Genomic DNA, 13,861 nt, shown 5'->3' with positions numbered 1-13,861 from the left:
CGCCCGTCAAACGTTTCTGCCTTCGCCAGAAGGTGGATCCCCGGGGTTGCCCACGCTCTGGCGAGCGTGGCAACACCGAAACAATCAAAACGTCGCAGACCGAGAGGCCTGGTCCTGCTGGAGACCCTGATCGCAGCCGGCGTCACGCTGGTCATGCTGTCGGTCGCCGTCCCGATGGTGATTCGTTCGGCACGCATCTGGAAACAAACCCAGCATCAACAGTTTGCCGCCGACGAATTGTCCGGACAAATGGATCGTCTGATCGCAATGCCGACTGAGCAACGCTCGCAGGCGATGGAAAACCTGACGTTGTCACCCGAAATTCAAAACGTTTTACACGACGCGACGATCGAAGCCGTGCTGATCGACGACCAAGACGGAAAACGCATCGAGTTGTCGATCGACTGGATTCGAGTCGGTGCACCGCCCCCGGTCACGCTGGTCGCCTGGATCAATCCCTTCCCCGAGGCGACGGAGCCCGCCGCGAAACCCGCGGACACCAATCCCGACACGCCGGAACCCGCTGCGGGCGACCCGGAGGACGAACAATGAATCCGCCTCGCCAACGACGCCGATCTCGCCATGGGTTCACGCTGCGTGAGCTGTCCATCGCGATCGCCCTGGGCGGCGCCGTCATGACGGTCGCGATCTCGCTGGTGCATCACGCGTTCGACTGGTCGACCCTGGCCCGGCATCGCCGCATGGATGACCAAACGTTCTTCCATCTCAGCCGGCAACTCCGCAGCGATCTGCATGTCACCCGACAGGCCGACCTGCAGACCAGCGACACCTCCGGCCAGACGCTGCGTCTTTCCGTCGTCGGCGACAGCGACGTCGTCTACACCATCGCCGGCCAGACGGTCACACGCAGCGAAACACATCAAGATGCCGCCATCCGCAATGAAACCTATCGGTTCAAACGTCCGAGGACGCTGTCGCTGAAGCGATTGGAATCCGACAACGCGATCCGGCTGGACGTTAAATCGATCACGCCCTTTGACGCGTCCGAAGTCCCACTCTGGCGATCGCTGCGGACATCGATCGGATTGCGACTGCGTCATCAAAACGGAGACATCGCATCATGAGGTACCCGCCACGACGACGACGCGGCACGCTGATGATCGGTGTCCTGGCTTGCCTGGTCGTCGTCGCATCGTTGATCGGATTGATCGCCAAAGACGCCTTGGCCGCGCGACGCGAAACGCGCCTTCGCTTGCAACTGCATCAAACCCAGCGGTTGCTGGACGCGGGGATTCTGCGAGCGGCAATCCGATCCCAACAAGACTCCGACTACACGGGCGAAACGTGGCAACCCACGCTGGAACTGGCCGGACAAGACGCCGACGCGACCGTCACGATCTCGATCGACGACGGTCAAACCACCGTGACCGCCAAACTCGGTCTCGCCCCGAACATCACCACCCAATCCTACGTTTACTCATCGAGCGAAGTCCAATGAAACGAAACGCGTTTACCCTTGTCGAACTCCTCGTCGTGATCGCGATCATCGGGGTCCTGGTCGGTCTATTGTTGCCGGCCGTTCAAGCCGCACGTGAAGCCGCACGCCGGATGTCCTGCTCCAACAACATGGTGCAGATCAGCCTCTCGGCCCACCACTATGAGTTTTCAATGGAACATTTGCCCGACGGAGTGACGGACGATCAAGGCCCGATTCGCAACGAAGCAAACGGCGGCAATCACATCGGATGGATGACACGCATCTTGCCGTACATCGAACAACAAGCTGCGTTTGAAAAGCTGGACCTCAGCAAAAGCGCCTACAGCCCCGAGAACGCCGAAGTCCGCTCGTATGGCATCCCGACCTTTCGCTGCCCTTCCAACCCCACCACGTTCGGAAGTGATGGGATGAACCGCGTCGGCACGTCGGACTATGCCGGCTGCCATCACGACGTCGAATCCCCGATCGATGACGACAACAACGGCATCTTCTTCTTAAACAGCTCCCTCCGGTTCGCCCAGATCACCGACGGGACGACCAACACGATCATGATCGGCGAGCACCTGGGGGACAAAGACCCGTTGGGATGGATCACCGGAACGCGGGCCACCTTGCGCAACACCGGTGAGTTCGTCGACCGAAACTACAATGACCACATCAACCAGGAACTCACCGCGTTGGAAGTCGGTGGATACGACAGCTACCACGCCGGCGGAGGCAATTTCGGCATGGCCGACGGCGCCGTCGTGTTCCTCACGCACAACATCGACCCACAGGTCTACCGCCACCTCGGAAACCGAGCCGACGGCGAACTGATCGACGAAACCGAGCGTTGATCGCGACGTCACTGCCCCCGAAACGTCAACCCGATTCGCTACAGACGCTCAAGCCGGACATAGTTGTTATCGTCTTCGGCCACATGCAACGTCGCGAACTTGGGCGTCACGATGCCGTTCTCGACTCGCTCTCCCTCCTCGATCTCCCAGTGGTAAATTCGAGAAAGGAACGGATTGGACCGAGTTGATTCCCAATTTCGAATCGGCATCACGAACTTTCCATCGGCCTGAGTGACCGCCCGGTTTCCGTGGACATGCCGGCCTGAACGGTGGAAAACCACCGTTGCTCCGACGATCGGGTTCCCCGACGAATCAGTCAGTTGCCCCCGGATCATCCTCTTGAGCGGCAACAGGAACGGCGCGAAGTCCAGTTGCTCGGCATCGTCGGAAATGGTCAGCGGATCTGTCCGGGGATACTCATATCGCTCGTACAACGACCTGTCTGTGCCCATCGACACGACCCGCACGATGTCGCCTGCAGACGCATGAATCTTGAAATTGCCACGATCGTCAGTCAATGTGTTACGACCAGTCACAAGGCTCCCGCGTGACTGAACCGACACCCTCGCCCCGCCGACCGGTTGGCGGGAATCAGCCGTCAAGACGCGTCCGCTGACCTCCACCGCACGAACGGTCTGGATCTCCAGATCCAGGACTTCGCCGGCGCGGACCTCCAAGTCCTGTGTTGCAATCGACGGTAAGAATTGCAGTTCGTCATTCCAGTTGATGTACAGCACCAGTTTGCGGCGGGCCGGAAAGGCGGGCACATGAAATCGGCCCGTTTGATCAATCTGAACTCGAGCATATCCCGCAGGATCTTCGCCCAATAGCGAAAGAATTGACAACTCGGTCCCGGCGATCCGTTCCGGATGATCCGTCACCACTCGGCCGCGAATCTCCCCGACGTCCTGCAAACGAAGGTCCCCCGCCGGGCGAAACAACTGTGTCCCGAATCGATCTGATCGCACGGCGATTCTGTTGCCTCCACTCAGTGGGATCGCACTGATCCAAGCCTTCCCATTTGCATCCGTGCGAACGGCAATCCTTTCGGCTAGCGAGTGGGGAATCTTCCCAGCGAGCCCCCGTCGTTCATCGATCGCATAGATTCCGTCGACCACCCGTACAGTGTCAATTGGCAGCGACTCTGGAAAAACGACCGCCCCTGACAACTCTGATCCACCGGGATCGAACACCCGCACTGATTGCTTTTGTTCATGAGGCAATCGGATCTCCACTCCGCTGGCACTGGATTGATCAACCACTAACTCGGCGAACGATGTACCTCGAATCGCGTGTCCATCGGCGTGGAACCAGGCAATGACTGAACGTAATTCGCCGGAAACCACACGAAATCGCAGAGTGAATGATCCGTCGTCCGCCGTTTGTCCTTGAATCGTCTTGCGCGACAGATCGTCAGAGTAGACGGAGTAATAGATCGCAGCACCTGGAAGCGGTGTTCCGCCAGCATCGAGCACGCGTCCCGAGACCACCTTCCAATCAATTTCCTCCTTCTTGTTTGCCGTTCCCGTTTGGCGGGGTTGACCGCCGGTCATTCTGTCATCCGCTGCAACGACCGGTCGGCTTCCAGGTTGTTTCGGCGGAGCGTCGGCGCCCACCATACCGACTCCAATCAGGCACATGCCAATTAAGAGCACAACCCTCACCATCCCTCCCCGGCCGACCGGCCTTCGATCGACCCTCTCCTTCATCACCGAGCGAATTCGCTTTTCGATTCTGCCGCTTGATGCCATCGCGACCCCCAGGTTACGAGAAATCGGACGCAAGAACGCCCCCGAAACAACCGCGAGTAGACAACGTGCATACTGATCCGATGCGACGCCGGCGCTTAAGACGCGATCATCACAGGCACACTCACGAAGAGATGCACATTGATGCCTGGCGTACCAGTAAAGTGGGTGAAACCAGTACAAAACCCCTGTCAGTTCAACGAGACAATGCCACAGCGGATCCCGTCGCGCAACATGCCCCAGTTCATGCATCATGACGATCCGACGGCTATCCGTGGTCGACAAAGCCATCGCAGCAGGCAAAACGATTTTCGGAAACAAAATCCCAGTTGCCATCGGGATCACATCCGATTTCGCGACCATCAACTCGACGTGGCGGTGAATTCCCATCATGGAAATGCAAGCCCTGAACTCTCGATCCAGCGCAGGGGCAATCCCCGTCCGCCGCCACGTGATCGAAGCCAGCCAAACGAATGATATCAACAATCGAATTGAGACGATCGCGCTGCCCACCATCCAGACGAACAGGCACACAGCCGGCATCGACCAACGCGTCACCGAATCGAGGCCCGTCGGCTGCACTCCCGATCGGTGTATCTGATGACCTATGGTGCAGTGTTTCCGTTCATCACCATGTTCATCCCGGGTCGCAATCCATGGACTTGAAATCGCGTCACCAGGGAACCTGACGCTTTCCTCTGAAACGTTCGCGTTTGTTGCTATGGCCAAACCGTCAAAACTTGGCAGCACGGCCAACCGCGGCCCGAAAGCCACGACAGATGGCACTACCATCAATCCGATCAACCCACCGGCCCACAATCCATGACGACTCGCAGCGGATCGGTTCCGCCAGAAGACAGATGCGAAGCAAAGCACGAGCAGCAGCACCGTTGCGCCAACAACACTGTCAACCATCCATCGAATCAAGTTCGGCTCAATCATTGTCAGACTCCTTTTGTTTCAAGTCCTCGATCACCTGCTCCAATCGTTTGACATCCGCCTGCGTTAAACGGCTGCCCGGGCGTTCCAAATGTGTGGCGAGTGCCGCACCGATCGATCCTTCAAAGAACGTGTCGATCACTTGCCGTAACGCTTTCACACCGGCGCGGGGCTTGGACTGCTTCGCCAAATAGACGAATTCGCGGCCCACTTTCTTCCGCTTCAGATGGCCTTTTTCCATCAGGATTGCCAGCATCCTGCGAACGGCCATCGGGGTGGGGTTGCCATCAAGCCGCTGACAAACCTGATGGACGGTCGCCTCACGGGCGGAAAAGATGATCTCCATGATCTCTCGTTCACGACGAGAGAGACTGGTCAAGTTCGTCATCGCGCGCTTCCAGTTCGATTCTTGAGCCACAACACAACGCTATTTTTTTAGCGTTTCAGAACCCAGGATGCAATCACAAAACGCTAAATTTTGTGCGCACGGATGTGGATGGGGTCAGCTGCGCCGAGAAGAGATCGGACACCTCGACAGGGCCATCAATGTCGAGGTGCAGGTGTTACCCCAAGACCCGATCCACCATGCGGCGGCTGTAGTCGGTCAGCTTGGGATGCGTCGCACACCAGCCGCACAGGAAACGATGAAAATCGGCCCAGGCCCAAGGGAACAGCCAGCGCCATTCCTGTTCCAGTTCGTCGCTCACCGCCGGAGCGACGCGCGAGCGCAGAGCATGGAAATAGACGTCCAAACACTGCATTTCGCGGCGATCGCATTGCTCGTCGCTCAGGCAGCTGCCCATCAGATACGCCAAGTCCTTCATCCCGCAGCCGCCGCCGACGTATTGAAAATCGACCGCGGCCACTTCGGCGTGATCTTCGGCGAAACAAAAGTTGGCGACCTTGGCGTCCCCGTGCACCAGCGTCTTGAAGCGACATCCCGACAAGCGGGCGTCGATCTCGGCGGCGGCATCCTTCAGCGGCCCCGGCTGCATCGCCGCCCATTCGTCCGGCCGCGTGTCCAGGTGCCAATACGTTCCGGTTTCCCAAAGCCCCGTCGGGTCTCGGTCTAAAAACGTGGCGTGAAAGTTCGCCAGCCAACCGATGCACGCGAAAAGCTGCGGATCACTTAGCCGACCGCAACGATTGGGAAAACCCGCTGCATCCAGATCCTCCAACACCAGCACACGACCGCCGGCAAGCGACTCGATCGCGTAGCATGCCGGGACGCGACACCGCGAATCACAATGACGGCTCCAGTCGCGATACCAGTTCGTCTCGACATCATAAGAACGCAGCTTGCGGGCGTGCGAAAGATCGCCGGACCAGCCGCGTGGATTGGCAACCCCAAATTCCGGCGGGGCGATGTGTTTGACGATCACCGATGACGGCACATGATCACCGCGGAGCGTCATCCGCAGGATTTGTCCGTAACCGCTCCAGAGCGATTGGATCGGTTCGACGTCGATCACGCCGTCGGCACCCACCGCGTCACAGACGAAAGACTGAAGTTCGCGTTCGTTCATTCCACCGTATGGACGACGACGGAATTGTGCGCGTTTTCAACCACACCGCTGCCGCTGACGAAGACGATGCGATCACCGGTCTTGAGGTGACCTTTTGCCTTGGCCCACTGACACACTTCGGCGCGGATCATGGCGGGGTGTTCCATTTGAGAGACCTTGCGAGGCTTGATCCCCCAGAACAAGTTGATCCGCCGCAACGTCGCCTCGCAATCACTGACGCCCAGCGTGGGAATCAAACTACGGGACTTACTTTTGACCCACGCCGTGCCACCGCTTTTGGTGGCGATGATGATCATCGCCGCGCCGATCGCCTCGGCAATGTTTGTCGCCGCGTAGGTGACCGCCGTGGTGATCGGATGCACGCGATTGGTGATCGTGCGGTCGGACATGTCGTGCCGCAGCGATTTCTCGGTGAACTGCATGATGCGGCTCATCATTTGAACCGCTTTGATCGGATGATCCCCCACCGCCGTCTCACCGCTCAGCATGCAGGCATCGGCACCATCCAGAATTGCGTTGGCGACATCGCTCGCTTCGGCACGGGTCGGCCGCGAACTGTGATGCATCGATTCCAACATTTGCGTCGCGACGATCACCGGTTTGACCTTGTCCTTGCAAACCTGAATGATCCGCTTTTGCGCCATCGGGGTTTCGGCGACATCGATTTCGACCCCCAAGTCGCCGCGTGCGACCATGATCCCGTCGGCAACGTCGACGATGTCTTCCAGATTCTCCATCGCTTCCGGCTTTTCGATCTTCGCGATCACCAACGCTTCGCAATCGTGCGCCGTCAGGACACTCTTGAGCGAGTAGACGTCTTCGGCGGTCCGCACGAACGACAGGCTGATGAAATCGATGTGATGATCGGCGGCCCAGATGGCATTCTTAATGTCCTTGCGTTGCAGCGCCGAAACCGACAACTTGACACCGGGCAAATTGATCCCTTGGCGGCTGCGGACTTCGCCGGCGGCGGTGACGCGGCAGACCGCGCGCTCGCGATCGACCGAAACCACCTCCAACGAGACCAACCCGTCGGCCAGCATCACGCGATTGCCGGGCCGCAATTCGTCGATCAGCTTGGGGTAGGTCGCCGTCAGCTCGTGTGCCGTCGCCGGTTCACCTTCACGGATGAACGTCAGCTCCATCCCCACGTCACACTGCAGCGGATCGCAGACCAATTCTCCCAAACGGATCTTCGGCCCGGCCAGGTCCAACAAGATCCCGACCGGCGTGCCGGTCAGCTCCGATGCTTGCCGGATCGCCGTGACTTTCTTTTCGTGATCGGCGATCTCTCCGTGCGCCGTGTTGATTCGAAACACGTCCGCGCCGGCCCGAATCAACTCGGCAAGCTGTTCGGGCGAATCACAGGCCGGGCCGACCGTGGCGACGATCTTGGTGCATGACTGATGAAGCGTCGGACTGGGCATGGTCATTGGTTGTCTGGTGGTGGCGTTTCCATCGATCGATGGGGACCGTTGTAACGTGGATGGCAGAATCTGCAAAGAAAGGCGGCCTGGGGGTCACTTTCGATCCCCGTTACTTTGCCTACAATGGGAACGATGTTCCCTTAGCTCGCCCTGCCCTTCCCTGCCCTGCTCTCCCCCCTCCCCTCGGCCGGCCCGTTGCCCGACTCACCACCATCCCCCAGCCGACCGGTCGTACTTGTCACCGGAGGCTCCGCCGGGTTGGGGTCGGTGATCGCAGAAACGTTCGCCGACGCCGGTTACCAAGTCATCATCGTCGGCCGGTCCGCCGAGCGACTCGATGCGGCAAAACAACAGCTTCAGTCGCGTCCCGGACGAAGCATCGCCACGTTGCCCGGTGACGTCGGTCGACGCAGTGAATGCGATCGCATCGCAACCGAGGTCGAGCGTCAATTCGGGCGTCTTGATAGCCTGGTCAATTGCGTCGGTGCCAGCGATCGCGGTCTGGCGGATGAACTGGACGCGGAACGTCTGCGCGAGCTGATCGACCAGAATGTGACCACCGCCCTGCTCTGCTGCCAAGCCTTGCGCGGATTGCTGGAACGCTCCGGTGGCAGCGTCGTCAACATCGGTTCACTGGCCGGCAAAGTCGGCGCGCGGTACCTGGGGGGGTACAACGTGGCCAAACACGCGCTGACCGGGCTGACGCAGCAACTGCGGTTGGAATGGCGGGAGCGGGGAATCCACGTCGCCCTGGTCAGCCCCGGTCCGATTCGCCGCGAGGACGCCGGCACACGCTATCGCGACCGCGCCGATGGTTCCCTGCCCGCCTCCGCCTCCGCCCCCGGCGGCGGCACCAAAGTCAAGGGTCTGGCGCCGCAGCGTGTCGCCCGAATCGTGCTGCAATGCGCCCGGCGACGCCGCACCGACGTCATCCTGCCCGGTTATCTGAGACTGTTGATCGTGCTCGGGAACGCCTTTCCGCGCCTGGGCGACTGGCTGCTGATCAAGTTCACCAGCTGATCAAGATTGACTTCGTCGCCAGCTTCACTACCCTCTATAGTGTCCCACCCACGCTGCGATCGGTCCCACCCGGTCCCCCGCCAGCGTCCCGCCCCACCCCAACGCAAGCTTGAACCGAAAGCGGGCGTTTCCATCGATCAACGAGTTGCCGAATGAATCGATCACGGCATGCCCGCCTCTCCTCCCCGGGCCAATGCGTCTTTCGTCTCGTTTTTGTCGGCGCAGTGGCCGGCGGAATTCTGGCCGGCGGAATCATCACGATGCCCTCGCTGCCGGCCCAAGAGCTGCCGATTCCGGAGCTTCCCGCTCCGCCAGCGACTCCCGACGCCACTGCCCAATCCGACGAAGTCCGATTCGCATTCACCGGAGTGCCCTGGCGGGACGTCATCGACTGGATCGCCGAAGAAGCCAATCTGGCACTGCACATCGACGGAGTCCCCGCCGGCAGCTTCACCTACAGCGACCCGAACTCATTCACGCACCAAGAAGCGATCGATCGTATCAATTTGTTTCTGTTGCCCCAGGGATACACCTTGGTGCGCAGCGGCAACCTGCTGTCGGTCATCAACCTGAGCGATCCGCGAAGTCTGCAACAACTCGACGCGCTGGCCGAATTGATTCGCGCCGACGAATTGGCCGATCGAAACAGCCATGACGTCGTCAAATGCCTGTTCCCGCTGGGCGCCCTCTCGGCCGAAGACGCGGTGGAGGAACTCGGCGCCATCAAGCTGATGATGACGCCCGCGGTCTTCAACAAGACGAATCAGTTGATGGTGACCGACACGGTGGCAAAGCTCCGAAACGTCAAAGCGATTCTGGATTCTTTTGAACCATCTAAATTGGACAACGGCACGATCGTCAAGAGTTTTCCGCTGAAACACGTCGAGGCGGAAGACGTGTTGTTGGTCGCCCGCCCGCACCTGGGTCTGGCCACCGGAGAAATGATCGGCATCGACGTCAGTCTGTCGGCCGACCTGGAAGGCAAGAACATCTTCGTGACCGGCATCGAAGACAAGGTCAAGCTGATCGAAAAGCTGGTCGAGTCGATCGATGTTCCGGCCCCCTCGCTGACCGACACCGAAACCAACGCCCAACTGCAAACGCATGAAGTCGCCGGCGGCAACGTCGACTTGGCCTACGACGTGTTGCAAACCCTGCTCGCGGGCAAGGACATCAGGATTTCCAAGGATGTCACCGCGGGCACCATTGTCGCCCTCGCCCCGCCGTCGATCCAAGAAGAAATCGCACAGACGGTCGAAAAACTGGCCGCCGACGAAGCGCGATTCGAAGTCATCGAGTTGAAGACCGTGGATCCCTACGTGGCGATCGCGCTGGTCGAACAGATGCTGGATCTGCCGTATGAGTTTGAGGACAACGATCGACGGGATCGCGATCGAGACGAAATGCCGTTGCCACCGCCGAAGATCGACGCCGACCCGGAAAACCGACGTCTGTTCGTCCGCGGCCGACAGTCACAAATCGACGAGATCAAACAGATCGTTGAAGGTCTGGACAAGAAACAAGACTCGGTCGCTTCCAGCGAAAGCATCCGCCTGCTGCCCCTGACCGGCAACCATGCCAAGCAATCGTTGATGCTGGCCGCCCGGTTCTGGCGATTGCCCAATCCGATCGTGTTCTTTGAATCCGAAGATTCCGCCGACAGCGGACGACGAGAACGCGTCGTTCATGATGCTGCAGACGAACGATCACAACGCGGCGATGACTTTTTGGATGCTTTGGAGAGCAAGACGCCGCCCCAGTTCGTTTCGATTTCCGACCGCGGGCGCCTGCTGCAAACGCCCGCTGCCGACGTCACCAAGTCCGCGATTGAATGCCAATTGACCACCCGCGGACTGTTGATCCAGTGCGATGACGTTGATGTCTTGAACCAATTCCAAGATCACCTGGAAACGCTGGCCGGACCGGGAACCGCGCTGCCGGCCGAACCCATCGTTTTCTATCTCAAATACACTCGCCCCGATGACGCCATTCGGATGCTGGCCGAATTGCTGGACGGCGGCGAAGCGGTGGCCGGCAGTAGCGACACCCTGGTCAACGCGTCGATCTCCTCCCCGACTGACTCCTTTTTGGGCAGCCTGATCACCAACCGCGAGGGCACGATCACGTTGATCGCCGGGTCAGCAACCGTGGTCGCCGACTCCCGGCTGAACCGGTTGATCGTTCAAGGGACCGTCGACGACGTCGAACTGATCGAAAACTACCTGCGGATCATCGAAAAAGACAGCAGCATCACCGCGATCGAAACCTACGGCACATCGCACGTGATCGAGCTACAGAATTCCAAGGCCGTGGAAGTCGAAGCGGCGATCCGGCAGGCGTTTGCCGGAAGGGTCGCCGCAGCAACCACAGGCCCCGGCGCTCCCGGAGGCGGTGGCGCGACCCGGGCCGATGCGGCTCGCAATGAGGAACAAGACTCGCCCAAGGACAAGAAGTCGGAGGGTAAGAAAGCCGCCAAGCCGGCCGCCCAACAGGCCCGCGATTTGGAACCCAAAATGACGCTGGCCGTTCACGAGCCCAGCAATTCGCTGATCGTGACCGCCCCCGATCCGTTGTTCAAAGAAGTCGAGGCATTGGTCAAGACCATCGACATCCGCGGCGAACAGATGATCCAAGTCATCACACCGAGCAATAGCGAGGTGCTGGAAACGGTGTTGCAAGAGATCTTCCTGGGCCAAAGTGACGGTCGCTCCCGATCGAGTTCACGCGTGTCCGCTTCGGCCTCGCGCGCCACCTCCTCGCGTTCGTCTTCCTCGACCAACGGAAAGCGATAGTGCCAAACCAACTGCTCGGGCTGACCGATCAGCCGATGAATCGTTGCACCGCTAGACGGCGTCAGTTTGACGTAGCGACGCTCGCCGGAGCGTGGGAAACGCAGGGGAACCGCCTTCTGGCGAAGGTAGCTACGCTGGACCGACGATTGTCGATGTCTCGTGCTCGACCGCAGTTGCGGCCGGCCGTTTGTTTGATCTGTTTAATCGTGTGCGCCGTCGCCCACACCTTGGACGCAACAACAGCACATGCCCAAGCCGGCCTGCGTGAATCCCTGGACCTGCTCGATCGCAACGAGAACGGTTACATCGAACCCGAGGAGATCACGACACTCTCTCGACCGTACTTTGAACGGATCGCCGAAGCGCGACGCATGTCGCTGGATCGCCCCAACCGCATCGAAAACTGGCAGGAAGCAGCCCGCATCTATCACGCACTCAAAAACGGGGTTGCCGGCGAACGAGTTCGCGCCAGCCGCGATCGAGCGGTGAAGGATTTCCGGCCGCAAGACGAGGATCCCGTGGTGCCGGAGTTCGGTTTGTCGGAGGTCAAATACCCGTACCAACACCAAGACCTGGAAGAAGCCGACGAAACGCTCGAGCGTTACGACCGCGACCGCGACGGCTACCTCAGTCGATACGAAGCCTCACGGGCCCGCTGGACGCATCGCGATCCGTTTAGCATGGACCTGAACAAGGACGACCAACTCAGCCGCCTGGAACTCGCCCAGCGCTACGCCCGACGACGGATGCTGAGCGACGAGTCGGACGAACTGCGGCAACGCGCCCGACGAACCGGGATGGGGGTCCGGCGCAGCGAAAAAGAAAGCGAAGACGATCGACGGCGGCGCGAGCGATCCGAATGGTGGCGATCCGGCGGCGACCGTTTCTGGTTGACCGCCGCCGTGCTGGGACGGTTCGATGCGAATCGCAACGGTCGGCTGGAACTGGAAGAGACGATCGATCTGGGCCTGCCCACCGGCGCCATCGATGCCGATCAAAACGGTGAACTCTCACGCGACGAGCTGTTCGCCTACTTCAAGAACCTGCAGGATCAGACCGGTGACCTGATGGAAGGTCTGCCCGGCTGGTTCTACGAACTGGATGTCAACCGCGACAAGCAGGTCGACCTGACCGAGTTTGCGACCGAGTTGACCGACGCACGGGTCGCCGAATTCGTCGCGCTCGATGCCAACCGAGACGGACTGCTCGCGCCGGAAGAAGTGCTCGCGTCGAAGTCCATGATGGGCGGCAGGTTTGAAAATCGTGACGCCGAAATCTTGCCGCCCAAAAAAACCATTGTTTCGGAAATCGACATCCCGGAAAACTTTCTGGTTGCAGACCTGAACCTGCAACTGTCGCTGACACACACCAACGTCTCCGGCCTGGACGCCTACCTGACCGGCCCCGATGGCACACGGATCGAATTGTTCACTCAAATCGGCGGCCGAGACGACCACTTCGACAACACCGTCTTCGACGACCAGGCTTCCACGCCGATCGTCAAAGCGCGACCACCCTTCGAAGGCTCCTTCCAACCCGAAGGTCTGACGAAACGACAACCCAGCTTGAGCGCGTTCAACGGCAAGAGCATCCATGGCGTCTGGCAGTTGACCATCCGCTGCTCCCGCAGCGATCGCTTCGGCATGCTGCACCGCTGGTCCCTGATCGCACGACCGGATGAAGAGTCGTTGCTCGACCGCCCCGAAATCGACGACACGCCGGCAGAGGAGACCCTGACCGGCGAAGCGGACGTGACCGAATCGCAGACGACGGCGGTCGGGACTGAACAACCTTCGCCGACGCGTAGCGATTCGTCATTCGCGATCAAGGCGCTGTCGATGGGCAAGGACGTCAAGCCATCCGCTTCTGGATTTTGGACCCCCGAGCGAAAAGCGGAGTACGCCCAGAAGCTGCGCAAGCCGTCGCCGGAAGAATGGCAGAAAATGAGCGACGAGGAAAAACGCCGACAAATGACCGAACGTGCCGCCGCCATTCAAGAATACAAGAATGCCCTAGGCAAACGAGGCGGCGACCAATGAAGGTCGGTCAAACCTAGCGACATTCAGTTAACGCTGTCCAGTCAGGCCTTGTTCGACGCATCTCTGCAACCCCCA

General features: G+C 59.9%; 11 protein-coding genes and 1 pseudogene. 7 read left to right on the top strand and 5 right to left on the bottom strand.

Translation table 11 applies throughout. The features are described from left to right. Positions 1–66 precede the first annotated feature (66 nt). From Mal15_RS31870 to Mal15_RS31855, 4 genes are read left to right on the top strand one after another with little or no spacing between them, the layout of a single operon-like run. Positions 67–552: a type IV pilus modification PilV family protein gene (locus Mal15_RS31870; RefSeq protein WP_233903152.1), complete on the top strand. Its 486-nt coding sequence runs from the start codon at positions 67–69 to the stop codon at positions 550–552. Next, positions 549–1,085 carry a pilus assembly FimT family protein gene (locus tag Mal15_RS31865; protein WP_147871420.1) on the top strand — a complete coding sequence of 179 codons (537 nt, stop codon included), beginning with the start codon at positions 549–551 and terminating at the stop codon, positions 1,083–1,085. Before Mal15_RS31870 ends, Mal15_RS31865 begins: the two co-directional genes overlap by 4 nt. Next, entirely contained in the window at positions 1,082–1,459 is a 378-nt protein-coding gene (locus Mal15_RS31860; RefSeq protein ID WP_147871419.1) for a hypothetical protein, read from the top strand. Before Mal15_RS31865 ends, Mal15_RS31860 begins: the two co-directional genes overlap by 4 nt. Beyond that, complete coding sequence (locus Mal15_RS31855) at positions 1,456–2,295, top strand: DUF1559 domain-containing protein (RefSeq protein WP_147871418.1); 840 nt, start codon at positions 1,456–1,458, stop codon at positions 2,293–2,295. Before Mal15_RS31860 ends, Mal15_RS31855 begins: the two co-directional genes overlap by 4 nt. A gap of 38 nt (positions 2,296–2,333) precedes the next feature. Here the strand turns inward: Mal15_RS31855 and Mal15_RS34830 are convergent, their stop codons facing one another. The 5 genes and pseudogenes from Mal15_RS34830 to pyk all read right to left on the bottom strand — a co-directional run bounded on the left by Mal15_RS34830 (position 2,334) and on the right by pyk (position 7,941). Further along, positions 2,334–3,848, bottom strand: coding sequence for a carboxypeptidase-like regulatory domain-containing protein (locus Mal15_RS34830; protein WP_233903151.1), 1,515 nt, complete (start codon positions 3,846–3,848; stop codon positions 2,334–2,336). A gap of 222 nt (positions 3,849–4,070) precedes the next feature. Then, positions 4,071–4,958, bottom strand: a pseudogene (locus Mal15_RS35220) (M56 family metallopeptidase); the annotation flags it as partial. A gap of 19 nt (positions 4,959–4,977) precedes the next feature. After that, entirely contained in the window at positions 4,978–5,370 is a 393-nt protein-coding gene (locus Mal15_RS31845) for a BlaI/MecI/CopY family transcriptional regulator (RefSeq protein WP_147871416.1), read from the bottom strand. 175 nt (positions 5,371–5,545) lie between these two features. Then, positions 5,546–6,508 carry an oxidoreductase family protein gene (locus Mal15_RS31840; RefSeq protein WP_147871415.1) on the bottom strand — a complete coding sequence of 321 codons (963 nt, stop codon included), beginning with the start codon at positions 6,506–6,508 and terminating at the stop codon, positions 5,546–5,548. Then, positions 6,505–7,941, bottom strand: a complete 1,437-nt coding sequence (pyk, locus tag Mal15_RS31835; RefSeq protein ID WP_233903149.1) for a pyruvate kinase — start codon at positions 7,939–7,941, stop codon at positions 6,505–6,507. The genes Mal15_RS31840 and pyk overlap by 4 nt, the downstream gene beginning before the upstream one ends. A 189-nt stretch (positions 7,942–8,130) precedes the next feature. Here pyk and Mal15_RS31830 point away from each other — a divergent pair, with 189 nt between their 5' ends. The 3 genes from Mal15_RS31830 to Mal15_RS31820 all read left to right on the top strand — a co-directional run bounded on the left by Mal15_RS31830 (position 8,131) and on the right by Mal15_RS31820 (position 13,786). Beyond that, the gene (locus Mal15_RS31830) at positions 8,131–8,955 is read left to right on the top strand and encodes an SDR family NAD(P)-dependent oxidoreductase (RefSeq protein ID WP_167547174.1); all 825 of its coding nucleotides are present in this window, start codon (positions 8,131–8,133) and stop codon (positions 8,953–8,955) included. Between the two features lie 152 nt (positions 8,956–9,107). Then, positions 9,108–11,747, top strand: coding sequence for a secretin N-terminal domain-containing protein (locus tag Mal15_RS31825; RefSeq protein ID WP_233903148.1), 2,640 nt, complete (start codon positions 9,108–9,110; stop codon positions 11,745–11,747). Between the two features lie 152 nt (positions 11,748–11,899). Continuing rightward, positions 11,900–13,786, top strand: a complete 1,887-nt coding sequence (locus Mal15_RS31820) for a proprotein convertase P-domain-containing protein (RefSeq protein WP_147871413.1) — start codon at positions 11,900–11,902, stop codon at positions 13,784–13,786. The last annotated feature ends 75 nt before the right edge of the window (positions 13,787–13,861 follow it).

This window comes from Stieleria maiorica, assembly GCF_008035925.1.
GTDB lineage: Bacteria > Planctomycetota > Planctomycetia > Pirellulales > Pirellulaceae > Stieleria > Stieleria maiorica.
This window is presented reverse-complemented; position numbering and strand designations above follow the sequence as displayed.